The sequence below is a fragment of the Streptomyces sp. NPDC007896 genome (genome assembly GCF_042959425.1).
GTDB lineage: Bacteria > Actinomycetota > Actinomycetes > Streptomycetales > Streptomycetaceae > Streptomyces.
The window spans coordinates 196994-210699 of record NZ_JBIBKX010000013.1 but is presented as its reverse complement, the minus strand read 5'-3'; the positions used below and the strand labels follow the sequence as shown (position 1 = coordinate 210699).

Below are 13706 nucleotides of genomic sequence, written 5' to 3'. Positions count from 1 at the left end.
GTGTCTACACAGCGTCCAAATAAGCGTTCAGTAAACACACGGGGAAATGCAGAAACCCCACTCAATTGCTCATCTTCCGCTGTGACTTGAGTCACAGGAGCCATATTTTGTTGACCCTGTGTACCGAGTGGGCAGCGCGCTGTGATTCAGTGGCGGGGAAGCTATGCACGAAGCTACCAAGTAGTACGCGAGAGAACAGTAAGAGAACCAGGTACGCCGAAGACAACCCTGGAGTTGCTGCGAGGTCTCGAGGGGAGGGCGAATGGAGACCGAGTCGGAGCCCTATGTCCGTCTTGCGACCCTGCGGCAGCTGCATCAGGTGATGGCGGACATGAACACCGCGCGGAGCCTGGCGGACACGCTGCAGACCGTCGCCGACGGCGTGGTCACGGGCCTCGGCTACGAGCTGGCGTGTGTCAATCTCGTACGCCCCGACGGCGACCTCGTGGTCGCCGCGCTCGCCGGCAACTCCGCCGCCGAAGCGCTGATCACCGGCCGGGTCGGCTCCCGCGCCTCCTGGGACCGCCGGTTGAACATGGGTGAGGCCTGGGGCGATCTGCGCTTCATACCGCACACCGAGGGCTGGGTCCTCGACGACGACGACGTACCGCAGTGGTACACCGACGGGCCCGCGCCCCGCTTCGAGGACGAGTGGCACCCCTCCGACCGCCTCTTCGCGCCGATGTACACCCCGGGAATCTCCGGCGCCAGCACCGGTGAGCTGATCGGCGTCCTGTCCGTGGACCGGCCGCGCAACGGACGGCGACCCGGCGCGTGGGGGCGCGAAGCGCTCCAGATGTACGCCTTCCAGGCCGCCATCGCCATCAGCAACGCGCGTCTACGTGCCAATATGCAGCGCGCCCTGGTCCGCCTGGAGCGCGAGCAGCAGGCCCTGCGCGCCAGCGAGGAGAGCTTCCGGCAGGCCTTCGAGTACGCCCCCTCCGGCATGGCCATCGCCGAGATGGGCGGCGACCAGCACGGCCGCATCCTGCGCACCAACGACGCCCTGTGCCGCCTCCTGGGCCGCCCCGCCTCCGCGATGCGCCGCTACTCCTTCTCCGACCTCGTGCACCCCGAGGACATCGGCACCCTGCTCCGGACGTCCGCCGAGGGCGGGCGCGCCGAGCTCAGACTCGGCCGCCGTGACGGCACCTACGTCTGGGTCTCGCTGCGCAACTCCGTCGTCGCGGACGCCGCCGACGGCCCCCGCTTCCTGCTCACGCACGTCGAGGACATAGAGGAACGCAAGCGCCGCGAGCTCCAGCTCGCCCACCGCGCCTCGCACGACTCGCTCACCGGCCTGCCGAACTCGGCCGAGCTGCGCTCCCGCCTCGGCTCCCGCCTCTGTCGGCGCCCCGGGGCCCTTCAGCCGGGCGCGGTCGAGTCGCTGGACGCGGCGTACGGTCACGGTCCGTTCGCGGACCAGGCGGCCGAGCACAACTCCTACGACGGCCACCCCGGCGCCGCAGGCACCGCGGGCAACGGGAGCGGGCACGGGTTCGACCTCGCCGCGGGCTTCGACGCGTACGACGCCTTCGACCACCATGTGCACACCATCGCGCCCGAGGGTGAGACGGACGACGGCGCCAAGGGGCTCGCGGTGCTCTTCTGCGACCTCGACGGCTTCAAGTCGATCAACGACCGCTTCGGGCACAACGCGGGCGACGCGGTGCTCATCGAGGTTGCCAGACGCCTGACCAACGGCGTCCGGGACGGCGATACAGTGGCCAGACTCGGCGGCGACGAGTTCGTGGTGCTGGCCGACGGGCTCGGCCGGGCGGACGCGGCCGACCTCGCCGTACGACTGCGGAACGCGATCATCCCGCCGATCCGTGTGGACGGCCGGGCCGTCCGGGTGGGCGCCAGCTTCGGCATCGGGTGGGCACACTGTGGCATGACGGCGGACGAGGTCTTGAAATCCGCTGACGAACGTATGTACGTCGAGAAACGGTCTCGTCCCAAACAGCATCGGCGTGCCGGATAAGTCACCGGTCAGTGGGTTGATGCGAGGAAGCCCACCCGTTTGGCCCCCTGGGAGCGGGTAGGCTCGCTCGCATTGAGGAGACCAAGGGGTCACTCGCTCCACGGCCGGACGGCCGGGGCTCGTCCATCCGTGGGCGGTGCCTGAGTGACCAGCCCGAGCCGTCGCCGATGAGGGGGTGACCTTGATGGCTACGTTCCGTGCGGGTGCGCCGACCCACCTGGCCGTGCTTCCTCAGCGGCCTGCTCTGGAACCTGTACCTGCAGACACCTCCGGGAGCAGAGACGAAACGGGGTACAGGATCTTGTCCGAGTAGGGCAAGAAAGCCGGTACGGGACATGGGCGAGGGGATACCCGTGAGCGATCACCTTCGCAAGCGGGAGTCACACAGCACTCACTCTTGTGGCTGAGTGCGGGAGAACGCGCTGCCGGTGACGGCAGCATCATCAGCGAGGAACACATGCCGCACGACAACGAGGCGCTGGACAGACCAGGGCTGCGCGAGCTACCGGAGCCCGGCGCAGGTGCGCCCCGAGTGTTCGTTCTGGACCGCAAGGGGCGCCCGATGATGCCTTGCCATCCCGCCCGTGCTCGCGAACTCCTGCGAAAGAGCAGGGCCGTTGTCGCCCGGCACACTCCCTTCACGATCCGTATCAAGGATCGGCTTCTGGAGAACTCGGAAGTGAGCGGCATCGCTGTTCGGATCGACCCGGGATCGAAGGCGACAGGCATCGCGCTGACCGACGACATCACACGGGTGTCTGCCAGTACCGGTGAAGTGGCTGTGCTGCGGCGGGGGCTGTACGCGGTGGAGCTTATGCACCGGGGCTCGGCCATCCGCAAGAGCATGGAACAGCGTGCGAGCCACCGGCGGCGGCGTCGAGTGGCCAACACGCGTTACCGCGCCCCTCGCTTCGACAACCGGTGCCGTTCGGAGGGGTGGCTGCCGCCTTCTCTGCAGCACAGGGTGGACACCACTTGGTCCCAGGTGGAGCGTCTGGCGCGGCTGGCTCCGGTGACCGAGGTGCACGTCGAGCGAGTCGCTTTCGATACCCAGGCCATTTCGGCCGGACGAGAGCTCGCTGGGGTTGAGTACCAGCGGGGAACCTTGGCCGGATATGAAGTGCGCCATTACTTGCTTGAGAAGTGGGGGCGACGTTGCGTCTACTGCGGCAAGAGCGGCGTTCCCCTTCAGATCGAGCACATTCACCCCAAGGCGAGCGGTGGCTCAGACCGCGTTTCGAACCTCACCCTGTCCTGTGCGCCGTGCAATCAGACCAAGGGGTCCCGTTCTGTTGAGGACTTCTTGAAAGGCAGGCCCGCTGTCGTCATACAGCTCAAGCGACAGGCCAAGGCCCCCCTGCGAGACGCGGCCGCGATGAACGCGACTCGCTACCGGCTCTCTGAGCGGCTTCACGACCTTGGACGCCCGGTTTCGTGCTGGTCCGGAGGGAGGACGAAGTACAACCGTGTCCTCTGCGGGCTGACTAAGTCGCACACGCTCGACGCGCTGGCGGTTGGTGAGGTAGGGCCCGATTGCGGCATCGTGCGCTACCCGTCTGGCGTACTGGTCGCTGCCGCTACCGGACGCGGCGGATACGCGCGCACCCGAAGTGGCAAGCACGGATTTCCCCGTCTCGCGTTGCCTCGTACGAAGTCACATCACGGCTTCCAGACGGGCGATCTCGTGCGCGCTACCGTGCCGGTGGGTGCAAAGGCCGGTACGCATACCGGCCGGGTCGCTGTGCGAGCATCGGGACGCTTCAACATCCGCACCCAGCACGGCATCGTGCAAGGCATCGGTCATCAATATGTGCGTCTACTCCAACGCGCGGATGGCTACGGCTATGTCATTCGTGCAGAAGAACAGAACGCACAGTTCCCGGCCGGAGTCGCCGGTATCCACGAAGGAGGAGCTCGATGACCACCGGCAACAACGGCGCGAGCACGCCCGAGGACGACGACCCGTTCGGCTATCTGTACGCCGACGGTCAGGCCAACGGCGCAACTCCGCCCAGCGGAGGCGGCGGCTACGGCTACCCCGGCTCGGTCAACCGGGTGCGGGCGGTCGGCGAACGCCAGTACGGACAGCAGCAGCCCGGTTACGGCCAGCAGGCCCCTACCGCGCAGTACGGCCAGCAGGGCGCCCCGACCGCACCGTACGGCCAGGTGCCGCAGCAGGGCGCCTACGGCCAGCCGAACGCGCACTACGCGGCACCCGAGACGGTCCCCGGCGGGGCCCCGACCGGCCGGCAGTCGTCGGGGGGCGGCGGTCGCGGCCGTGGCCCGAACACCAAGGGCCTGCTGATCGGTGCCATCGCCGTGGTCGCCGCCGTCATCATCGGCATCGGCATCGCCATGATGAACGACAACTCGAACGACGGCAGCAAGGACACCGCGGGCGGCGGCTCGACCCCGACGGCCTCCGAGAGCGCGTCCCCGAGCGCGTCGGCCTCGCCATCGGCGGTCGCCGGTGAGCTCCCGAAGATCGACGCGAAGGCGCTGAGCCTGGGGACGAACGTCACGACGGCGTCGGACGTCAAGGGCGCGAAGGCGGACGGCGGCGTCTACGTCACGGGCTTCAATCAGGTCGGTGCGGCCGTCACCTGGAACGTCAGCGGCATCGCCAAGGCCGGCAAATACACGCTGAACGTCAACTACGGAGTGCCCGGCAAGGACGCCGACGCCACGCTCACGATCAATGGCACGGTCCAGAGCCGCCCGCTCAACCTGAAGAACTTTGCCAAAGCCGCAGAGGGCGACTACGAGAAGGGCTGGACCAACACCTGGGGGGACATCACCCTCAACAAGGGGACCAACACCATCAAGATCTCCTGCGAGCAGGGCAACCAGTGCGACGCGAACTTCGACCAACTCTGGTTGGAAGCAGGGTGGAAGTAGTCCGAGACGTCAGTGAAGCGTCCGTGCCCGCCTCATGAGGCGGGCACGGACGCTTCTACGGTTCCCACGCCGTGGCGTCACGCCGCCGTCGCGTCCCCCGTCACCGCGATCTGGTCGAGCAGGGTCGCGTACGCCAGGTGGTCGAACTCGCCCGCCACCGGCGCCAGTACGGTCGCCGCGGACAGGGCGACGGCCCGGGCGAGGCGCTCCGGCCATGGCAGGTGCTCCACCAGTCCCGACAGCAGGCCCGCGACCGCCGAGTCGCCCGCGCCGGTCGGGTTGCCGTGGACGCGGCGTGGTGGGGTGGCGCGCCAGAGGCCGTCCGGAGTGTGGGCCAGCAGGCCCTGGGCGCCCAGTGAGGCCACGACGGCGTGCGCGCCGCGTCTGCGGGCGTCCCGGGTCGCCTGCAACGGCTCGTGGGAGCCGGTGAGTTCGGCCAGCTCGTCGGCGTTCGGCTTGACGATGTCGGGACGCGCGGCGACGCCCCGGCGCAGGGGTTCGCCGCTGGTGTCCAGGAGGACCGGGACGGCCGCCGCACGGGCCGCGCGGATCAGCCCCGCGTACGCGCCCACCGGCACCCCCGGCGGCAGGCTGCCGCACAGGGCCACCGCCGATGCGGAGCGCAGCAGCACCTCGTAGGCCTCCTGGAAGGCCGCCCACTCGGCGGGGGTGATCTCCGGTCCTGGTTCGTTGAGTTGAGTGGTGTCACCCGTCGTCGTGTCGACCACGGCTATCGTGCGGCGCGTCGGCCCCTCGACCGGGATCAGCGCGTCCACCACCCCGGGGGTGTCCGTGAGTTGGTCCCGCAGGGCGCGGCCCGTCGCGCCGCCCGTGAAACCCGTGACCGTCACGTCGTGGCCGAGGGCGGCCAGCACCCGGGCCACGTTCAGGCCCTTGCCGCCGGGGCGTTCGGTCACCTCGGTCACCTGGTGCGCGGTGTGCGGGCGCAGGGACCGTACGCGGTAGGTGATGTCGAGAGCGGTGTTCAGTGTGACCGTGAGGATCATCCGAACCGACCTCCCTCGATGAATGCGCTGGCCGACAGTTTCGAGTTCCGGAGAATCCGGAGGCTCGATCATGCCAAAGACAACGGCGGTCGGCCCAGTCCCGGGACGACCGCCGTACGTCACATCGCGCTCCAACCGGAGGGCGAATCAGCCCAGTTGTGGGTCAACCACCCATTCGCCCCGGCGCATCACGCCCTTGAGGGTGAACTCCGCGTCCAGGACCACCAGGTCGGCGTCCTTGCCCGGTTCCAGCGAGCCCACCGTGTCGTACAGGCCGAGCAGGCGGGCCGGGTTGGCGGACAGGGCCGCGACGATGTCCTCGACCGGCAGCCGGTCGACGGTCACCGCCCGCTGGAAGGCGCGGTCGAGGGTGAGCGTGGAGCCCGCGATCGAGCCGCCCTCCACCAGCCGGGCGACCCCTTCGCTGACCTCGACCTCCAGCGGGCCGAGCCGATAGCGGCCGTCGCCGAAGCCCGCCGCGTCCATGGCGTCCGTGATGAACGCCACCCGGTCCGCGCCCGCGTGATGGAACGCCAGCTGGAGCGCGGCGGGGTGGAGGTGGGTGCCGTCGTTGATCAGCTCGACGGTGATCCGCTCGTCCTCCAGGAGGGCGGCGATGGGGCCGGGCGTGCGGTGTCCGAGCGCGGGCATGGCGTTGAACAGGTGCGTGGCGACGGTCGCGCCCGCGTCGATGGCCTCCACCGTCTGCTCGTACGTCGCGTCCGTGTGCCCGATCGCCGCGATCACCCCGTGCTCGGCCAGCAGGCGTACGGAGTCGATGCCGCCCGGCAGTTCGGTGGCGAGGGTGACCATGCTGGCCCGGCCGCGTGCCGCGTCGATCAGCTTGCGGACCTCGGCCGGGTCCGGGTCGCGCAGCAGGTCCTCGGAGTGCGCGCCCTTGCGGCACGGCGAGATGAACGGGCCCTCGAAGTGGATGCCCGCGATGTCGCCCTGCTCGGCCAGCTCGGAGAGCAGCCCGGCGCGCTGGGCGAGGCCGTCCATGTCGCCGGTCACGGTCGAGGCGACGAGGGTGGTGGTGCCGTGCAGCCGGTGGGTGTGGACGCCCCGCAGGACCTCCTCGACGGTCCCGGAGGTGAAGGAGGCGCCGCCGCCGCCGTGGTTGTGGAGGTCCACGAAGCCGGGGACGAGCCAGTGGCCCGACAGGTCCAGTGTCCGCGCCGACGAGGGCGCGCTGCCGGCGATGCGTGTGCCGTCGACGATCACACGACCGTCGTCGACGACTCCGGTGGGCAGTACCACCCTGGCACCGGCGAGAACCGTTCTAGGGGCCATCAGGTGGATACCTCCGAAGTCGGTTGGGAAGTGGTCGGCTGATTCAGCAGGTCCCAGGCCAGCAGGCCCGCGCCCAGGCAGCCGGCCGTGTCCCCGAGGGCCGCGGGGACGAGGGACGGCAGTTTCTGGAAGGTGACGCGCCGCTCGACGGCGGCCCGTAGCGGTGTGAACAAGGTTTCCCCGGCCTCGGCGAGACCGCCACCGATGATCAGAGTGCGCGGGTCCAGCAGGGTGAGCGCGGTGACGAGCCCGTCGGCGAGCGCGTCGATGGCGTCCTGCCAGACCTCGCGCGCCCGCGCGTCCCCGGACTCGACGGCCTTCGCGCAGTCTGCGGCGTCAGCCTCCGGGTCCCCGCAGGCCTCGGCCCAGGCCTGGCTGACGGCGGCGGCGGACGCGTACCGCTCCAGACAGCCGTGCTGCCCGCACGGACACGGGGTCCCGCCGGGGCGTACGACGACATGGCCGATCTCGCCCGCGAAACCGTGCGCGCCCGCCTCGACGCCGCCGTCGATGCCGATCGCGCCCGCGATGCCGGTACCGAGGGGGACGAACAGGAAACGGTCGGCCCCCTGCCCCGCGCCGATCCGGCCCTCCGCGAGCCCGCCGGTGCGCACGTCGTGTCCGAGCGCCACCGGCACCCCGCCCAGCCGGTCGCCGAGCAGCCGGCGCATCGGGACGTCGCGCCAGCCCAGGTTGGCCGAGTACACCGCCACGCCCCGGTCGGCGTCGACGATGCCGGGGACGGCGACTCCGGCCGCTGCCGCCGGCTCGCCGAGGTGGTGCTCGCCGTACGCGCGCAGCTCGGCCGCGAAGTCGAGGATCGCGTCGACCACGGCGTCCGGACCGCGCTCGCGGCCGGTGGCGCGGCGGGCCTGGTGGAGGAGCTCGCCCTCCGACCCGACCAGGGCGGCCTTCATCCCGGTGCCGCCCACATCGAGGGCGATGACATGTCTCACGGGGACAGTGTCGCCCCTTACCCCAGGAGAGGTCTAGTCCACTCGCGTGGTGTAGACCTTGTATCCGCATTCCGAGACGGATGCAACGGACGCAGAAGCAAAGACGGACAGCCTCTGGACAGGGGCGGCCGGGGGTTGGGAGAAGTGCGGTGCAGCGGCGTAGGACAGGACGTAGGACAGTACTGATCGCGGCGGCGTCCGCGCTGGGTATGACGGCGACCCTCGCGGGCTGCGGCGGCTCGGCCGGTTCCGGGGACGTGACCCTCAGACTCGTGGCCGCCGACTACGGGGACTCCAAGGCCAACAGCTCCCAGAAGTACTGGGACACGCTCGTCAAGGCGTACGAGGCCGACCACCCCGGGACCAAGGTCGAGGTCAGCGTCTACCCGTGGACGGACGTCGACCGCGAGGTCAAGGAGATGGTCGCGCGGGGCGACGCCCCCGACATGGCGCAGATCGGCGCGTACGCCGACTACGCCGACAAGGGCGAGCTGTACAAGGCCGAAGAGGTGCTCTCCATACCTGTCCAGGCCGACTTCGTCGCGCAGCTCACCGATGCGGGGAAGATGAACCGGGTGCAGTACGGCATGCCGTTCGCCGCCTCCACCCGGCTGCTCTTCTACAACAAGAAGCTGTTCTCCGCCGCGGGTCTCAGCGCGCCGACGACCTGGAGCGAACTGGCCGCCGACGCGCAGGCGCTGAAGGCCCGGGGTGTGAAGATCCCGTACGCGCTGCCCCTCGGTCCCGAGGAGGCGCAGGCCGAGACCATGCAGTGGCTGCTGAGCGGCGGCGACGGCTACACCGACGACGTCGGCACCTACAGCCTCGACTCCGCCCAGAACGTCGCCACCCTGACCTGGCTCAAGGACGACCTGGTCGGCAAGGGGTTGACCGGACCGGTAGCGCCCGCGAAGCTCAATCGCGCGGACGCCTTCGCGGCGTTCGCGCGCGGCGAGGTCGGGATGCTCAACGGGCACCCCACGCTGATGAAGATGGCCGCCGACAAGGGCGTGAAGTTCGGGATGGTGCCGATGCCCGGCGTCAGCGGGAAGAGCCGGGCCACGATGGGTGTCGCCGACTGGATGATGGCCTTCAAGAAGAACGGCCACCGGGATCAGATCGGTACGTTCCTCGACTACGTCTACAGCGAGAAGAACGTGCTCGCCTTCTCGCACGAGTACGACCTGCTGCCGGTCACGACGTCCGCGTCCGAGGCGATGGCGGCGGACAGCGACGACGCGGACCTCACCCCGTTCCTGAACGAGCTCCCCTCCTCCCAGCTCTATCCGGTCGGCAAGACGTCCTGGGCCGCCGTCAGCGCCGACATCAAGCAGCAGATCGGCAAGGCGGTCTCCCCGGACGGCAGCCCGGCCGGGACCCTCGCCTCGCTCCAGCAGAGGGCGACCACGAGGGACTCCGCGGGGTAGCCCCGCTGTCGGTGGCGGGCGCTACGGTGCGGTCATGGACGAACTGAGCGGGAGGGAGCGGGGGATCCTCGCCATGGAGCGCCGTTCCTTCGCGGGACCCGGCGCGAAGGAACGAGCGATACGCGAGCAACTCGGCCTCGCCCCCGTCCGCTACTACCAACTCCTCAACGCCCTCCTCGACGACCCCCGCGCCCTCGCCCACGACCCGATCACGGTGAACCGCCTCCGCCGCATCCGGGACAGCCGCCGCGCGGACCGCTGACAGCGGCACCGGCCGGGGGTGGCCGTCCGGCGTTCGAGGACTGTGACTCGGTGAGCCGTGGGTGCGCCCGGGGGTGCGCGGATAGGGTCGGAGCATGGGCAGCCACTCGGAAATCCCGGAATCCCCGGACGTCACGGAACCCTTGCCGACCCCCGTGACCCCCGCCGGACGCGACGGCCTCGACGCCATCCTCACCCGGCCCGACCGGGCCGTCATCGCGCTCGACTTCGACGGAACACTCGCCCCCATCGTCGCCGACCCGGAGCAGGCCCGCGCTCACCCCGACGCGGTCCCCGCCCTCGCGGCCCTCGCCCCGAAGGTCGCCTCCGTGGCCGTGGTCACCGGCCGCCCGGCCGGCGTAGCGGTCCGCCACGGCGGCTTCGCGGGCGTCCCGGGCCTCGACCACCTCGTCGTCCTCGGCCACTACGGCGCCGAACGCTGGGACGCCCGCACCGGAACCGTCAACGCCCCCGCCCCGCACCCCGGCGTCGCCGCCGTCCGTGCCGAGCTGCCCGGGGTCCTCGACAGGATCGGCGCCTGGCACGGCACCTGGATCGAGGAGAAGGGCCGCGCGGTCGCCGTCCACACCCGCCGCGCCGAGGACCCCCAGGCCGCGTTCGAGGCACTGCGCGAACCCCTCACCGACCTCGCCACCCGCCACGGCCTGATCGTCGAACCCGGTCGGATGGTCCTCGAACTCCGTCCCCCGGGCATGGACAAGGGCGTCGCCCTCCTGGAGTACGTCCGCGAGGTCCGCGCCGAAGCCGTCATGTACGCCGGCGACGACCTGGGCGACCTCCCCGCCTTCGCCGCCGTCGACAAACTCCGCTCGGACGGTGTCCCGGGCCTGCTGGTGTGCAGCGGCAGCGCGGAAGTCACCGAACTGGCCGAACGGGCGGATCTTGTGGTCGACGGCCCGGCGGGAGTCGTAGGCCTGCTCAAGGCATTGGCGACTCGCCTGGAGCGTTGATCCCCGGCCGACTACAGCGCCCCGTCAGGGGCGCGAGGCTGTGACATACGCGGCTCCGCCGCGTGGGTGCGACCAGCCACAACGCACCCGCAGCCGACAGACTCCCGACTCAGCCCTCCAACTCCCGCAACTGCTCGAGAAACCACTGCGCCGGGGGCAACGCCGTCCCGGCGGCAGCCAACCGCTTCGTACGTTCCGCCCGTTCCCCCACCGGCATGGTCAGCGCCGCGTCCAGCGCCCGCGCGGTGCCGACCACGTCGTACGGGTTCACCACCACCGCGTCCTCGCCCAGCTCCTCGTACGCCCCCGCCTCCCGTGAGAGCACCAGCACGCATCCCTCGTCGGAGACGACCGGTACCTCCTTGGCGACGAGGTTCATGCCGTCGCGGATGGGGTTGACGAGGGCGACGTCGGCGAGCCGGTACGCGGCCAGGGAGCGGGCGAAGTCGTCCTTGACGTGGAGGACGACCGGGGTCCATCCCGGTGTGCCGTAGCGGGCGTTGATCTCGGTCGCCACGCGCTGCACCTCGGCCGTGTAGTCGCGGTAGACGGCCAGGTCCTGGCGGGAGGGGTAGGCGAAGGCCACGTGGACGACGCGCTCGCGCCACTCCGGGTGGTCCTCCAACAGCTGCCGGTACGCCAGCAGGCCCCGCACGATGTTCTTCGACAGCTCGGTCCGGTCGACCCGCACGATCGTCCTGCGGCCCTCGCCGATCTGCTCGCGCAGCGCGGCCATGCGGTCCGCGACGTCCGCCTCGTGCGAGCGCCTGCGCAGGAAGTCCGCGTCCGCGCCGAGCCCGTGCACACCGATCCGGGTGTCGCCGAGCCCGCCGACGAGCGCGTCGCAGCAGGCGGTGAACGCGTCCGCCCAGCGCTGGGTGAGGAAGCCGAGCCGGTCCGCGCCGAGCATGCCGCGCAGCACCTGTTCGGCGATGTCGTCCGGCAGCATCCGGAAGTAGTCGACCGGCGCCCAGGGGGTGTGCGAGAAGTGGCCGATCCGCAGGTCGGGGCGGAGCTCGCGCAGCATCCCGGGGACGAGGGCCAGGTGGTAGTCCTGGACGATCACCACCGCACCCTGCGCCGCCTCCGCGGCCAGAGCTTCGGCGAACGCGCGGTTGTACGCCTCGTACGACGCCCACTGGCGCCGGAACTCCGCGTCGAAGACCGGCTCCAGCGGGGTCTGGTACAGCATGTGGTGGACGAACCACAGCACGGAGTTCGCGATGCCGTTGTACGCGTCCGCGTGCACGTCGGCGGCGATGTCCAGCATCCGTACGCCGTCCTCGGCGACCCCGCGCCGGACCGCCTCGCGGTCGCCGTCGCCGAGCGCCGAACACACCCACAGGGCCCCCGCGTCCGGCCCGATCGCGGAGAGGCCCGAGACCAGCCCGCCGCCACCGCGCCTGGCGCGCAGCGAGCCGTCCTCCCGGACCTCGTAGGTGACCGGGCCGCGGTTGGATGCGACGAGGATGTTGTGGGCGCCTTGCGTTGAAGCGGGGGAAGCCATGCATCGAAACCTAGCCCGGCGTCGAAACGCTCAAACGTTCCCTTCAGCCGTATGCCGTCCGCGGGCCGGTGGGGGCTCGTCGCGCAGTTCCCCGTGCCCCTGACGAGGCGCTGCTACGCCGCCCTTCGTTTCTGGTATTCGGAGATTTCGACCATCGGCGGACGTTCCTCCGTGTCCACCGAGTACGTCCGCGGCTCGAAACCGTCCCTGCTCCGTTCGAACTGGGTGAGGGCCGGGCGGATCAGGTGGCCGCGGGCCAGCCGGAGCTGGGCCGTGCGGTAGATCGCGGCGGACATCCGCCCCAGCGCCTGCCCGTCCTGGTGGCGGTGCTTGCGCACGCCCACGTCGACCTGGGCCAGCGCGTCCAGGCCCACCAGATGCAGGGCGTCGACCAGCATGCCCAGCTCGATCCCGTACCCGACGGGGAAGGGGAGCTGTTCGAGCAGCGAGCGGCGGGCCGCGTACTCCCCGCCGAGCGGCTGCACGAAGCCGGCCAGCTGCGGCCAGTGCATGTTGAGGAGGGGGCGGGCCATGAGTTCAGTGACCCGGCCGCCCTGCCCCGCCGCACCGCCGAGCGGACGGTCGTACATCGCCTTGACGAGGTCCACACCGGGCTCGGTGAGCAGCGGCCCCACGATCCCGGAGACGAAGTCCGAGGAGAACTCCTTCAGATCCGCGTCGATGAAACAGATGATGTCCCCGCTCGTCACGAGGAGGGAACGCCACAGCACCTCGCCCTTGCCGGGCACGGTCGGGATGCGCGGCAGGATCTCGTCCCGGTGCACCACGCGCGCGCCCGCCGCGGCGGCCACCTCCGAGGTGCGGTCGGTCGAGCCCGAGTCGATGACGACGATCTCGTCGACGAGGGGCACCTGCTGCATCAGGTCGTGGCGGATGATGGCGACGATCTCGCCGACCGTCTCCTCCTCGTTCAGCGCCGGCAGGACGACGCTCACCGAGGAGCCCGTGGCCCGTTTGGCGGACATGAGTCTGTGGAGCGGGCGATCGGTCACGGACCAGGAGCGATTGCTCAGCCAGCGCTCAGTTTCCTTCAGCACAGTCTGCGGCTCCTCACTGTCTGATCACCCGGTGTCTCACGGTGTGATCCATCTCGCGGTTCGGACGACTATCTCAACTGTCCTGGCCTTCGGTTACAGTCTTGAACAACGCGGATGACCATCGCATGTCGTAGATCATTTGCGGACCACCGCACCACCCGCACGACACAACCGAATACCGCTCATCCAGAGGGGCAGAGGGATACGGCCCGATGAAGCCCCGGCAACCCTCCAGCTGGTTCCTGTCACATTGATGTGGCGAGGCTCCCGGCTAGGGAAGGTGCCAAATCCGTCTCACGGCGAAGTGCGTCGTGAGGAAGATGAGGAGAAAGGGCCTCGCCTCC

General features: G+C 70.1%; 11 protein-coding genes and 1 riboswitch. Of the genes, 6 read left to right on the top strand and 5 right to left on the bottom strand.

The genetic code is table 11. The features are described 5' to 3' along the window. Nucleotides 1-262 precede the first annotated feature (262 nt). The 3 genes from cdgB (at nt 263) to ACFZDJ_RS35835 (ending at nt 4882) form a co-directional block, all read left to right on the top strand. Entirely contained in the window at nt 263-1984 is a 1722-nt protein-coding gene (gene cdgB / locus ACFZDJ_RS35845; RefSeq protein WP_390930676.1) for a diguanylate cyclase CdgB, read from the top strand. 457 nt (nt 1985-2441) lie between these two features. Further along, nucleotides 2442-3905 carry an RNA-guided endonuclease IscB gene (iscB, locus tag ACFZDJ_RS35840; protein ID WP_391065234.1) on the top strand — a complete coding sequence of 488 codons (1464 nt, stop codon included), beginning with the start codon at nt 2442-2444 and terminating at the stop codon, nt 3903-3905. Beyond that, the gene (locus ACFZDJ_RS35835) at nt 3902-4882 is read left to right on the top strand and encodes a CBM35 domain-containing protein (protein ID WP_391065232.1); all 981 of its coding nucleotides are present in this window, start codon (nt 3902-3904) and stop codon (nt 4880-4882) included. The genes iscB and ACFZDJ_RS35835 overlap by 4 nt, the downstream gene beginning before the upstream one ends. A gap of 77 nt (nt 4883-4959) precedes the next feature. Here ACFZDJ_RS35835 and ACFZDJ_RS35830 read toward each other — a convergent pair whose 3' ends face one another. The 3 genes from ACFZDJ_RS35830 to ACFZDJ_RS35820 form a co-directional block, all read right to left on the bottom strand. Next, the gene (locus ACFZDJ_RS35830) at nt 4960-5889 is read right to left on the bottom strand and encodes a hexose kinase (RefSeq protein ID WP_391065229.1); all 930 of its coding nucleotides are present in this window, start codon (nt 5887-5889) and stop codon (nt 4960-4962) included. Between the two features lie 147 nt (nt 5890-6036). Then, entirely contained in the window at nt 6037-7182 is a 1146-nt protein-coding gene (nagA, locus tag ACFZDJ_RS35825; protein WP_391065226.1) for an N-acetylglucosamine-6-phosphate deacetylase, read from the bottom strand. Next, the gene (locus ACFZDJ_RS35820) at nt 7182-8138 is read right to left on the bottom strand and encodes an ROK family protein (RefSeq protein ID WP_391065223.1); all 957 of its coding nucleotides are present in this window, start codon (nt 8136-8138) and stop codon (nt 7182-7184) included. Before ACFZDJ_RS35820 ends, nagA begins: the two co-directional genes overlap by 1 nt. Nucleotides 8139-8347: 209 nt before the next feature. On the opposite strand from ACFZDJ_RS35820, the gene ACFZDJ_RS35815 reads away from it, so the two are divergent. The 3 genes from ACFZDJ_RS35815 (at nt 8348) to otsB (ending at nt 10797) form a co-directional block, all read left to right on the top strand. After that, complete coding sequence (locus ACFZDJ_RS35815) at nt 8348-9565, top strand: extracellular solute-binding protein (protein WP_391065220.1); 1218 nt, start codon at nt 8348-8350, stop codon at nt 9563-9565. A gap of 34 nt (nt 9566-9599) precedes the next feature. Then, nucleotides 9600-9827 carry a DUF3263 domain-containing protein gene (locus ACFZDJ_RS35810; RefSeq protein ID WP_101404342.1) on the top strand — a complete coding sequence of 76 codons (228 nt, stop codon included), beginning with the start codon at nt 9600-9602 and terminating at the stop codon, nt 9825-9827. A gap of 94 nt (nt 9828-9921) precedes the next feature. Continuing rightward, complete coding sequence (otsB, locus tag ACFZDJ_RS35805) at nt 9922-10797, top strand: trehalose-phosphatase (protein WP_391065217.1); 876 nt, start codon at nt 9922-9924, stop codon at nt 10795-10797. 109 nt (nt 10798-10906) lie between these two features. Here otsB and ACFZDJ_RS35800 read toward each other — a convergent pair whose 3' ends face one another. Further along, nucleotides 10907-12304, bottom strand: a complete 1398-nt coding sequence (locus ACFZDJ_RS35800; protein ID WP_391065214.1) for a trehalose-6-phosphate synthase — start codon at nt 12302-12304, stop codon at nt 10907-10909. Nucleotides 12305-12417: 113 nt separating this feature from the next. Next, complete coding sequence (locus tag ACFZDJ_RS35795; RefSeq protein ID WP_101404345.1) at nt 12418-13362, bottom strand: glucosyl-3-phosphoglycerate synthase; 945 nt, start codon at nt 13360-13362, stop codon at nt 12418-12420. A 179-nt stretch (nt 13363-13541) separates the two neighbouring features. Continuing rightward, nucleotides 13542-13689: riboswitch (SAM riboswitch) on the top strand. Nucleotides 13690-13706 lie beyond the last annotated feature (17 nt).

Bases quoted from the DNA above. Each gene is read 5' to 3' on its own strand.
- ACFZDJ_RS35810 (WP_101404342.1), top strand. From the start codon at position 9,600: ATGGACGAACTGAGCGGGAGGGAGCGGGGGATCCTCGCCATGGAGCGC.
- ACFZDJ_RS35835 (WP_391065232.1), top strand. From the start codon at position 3,902: ATGACCACCGGCAACAACGGCGCGAGCACGCCCGAGGACGACGACCCG.
- ACFZDJ_RS35830 (WP_391065229.1), bottom strand. From the start codon at position 5,889: ATGATCCTCACGGTCACACTGAACACCGCTCTCGACATCACCTACCGC.
- iscB (WP_391065234.1), top strand. From the start codon at position 2,442: ATGCCGCACGACAACGAGGCGCTGGACAGACCAGGGCTGCGCGAGCTA.
- cdgB (WP_390930676.1), top strand. From the start codon at position 263: ATGGAGACCGAGTCGGAGCCCTATGTCCGTCTTGCGACCCTGCGGCAG.
- otsB (WP_391065217.1), top strand. From the start codon at position 9,922: ATGGGCAGCCACTCGGAAATCCCGGAATCCCCGGACGTCACGGAACCC.
- ACFZDJ_RS35815 (WP_391065220.1), top strand. From the start codon at position 8,348: ATGACGGCGACCCTCGCGGGCTGCGGCGGCTCGGCCGGTTCCGGGGAC.
- nagA (WP_391065226.1), bottom strand. From the start codon at position 7,182: ATGGCCCCTAGAACGGTTCTCGCCGGTGCCAGGGTGGTACTGCCCACC.
- ACFZDJ_RS35800 (WP_391065214.1), bottom strand. From the start codon at position 12,304: ATGGCTTCCCCCGCTTCAACGCAAGGCGCCCACAACATCCTCGTCGCA.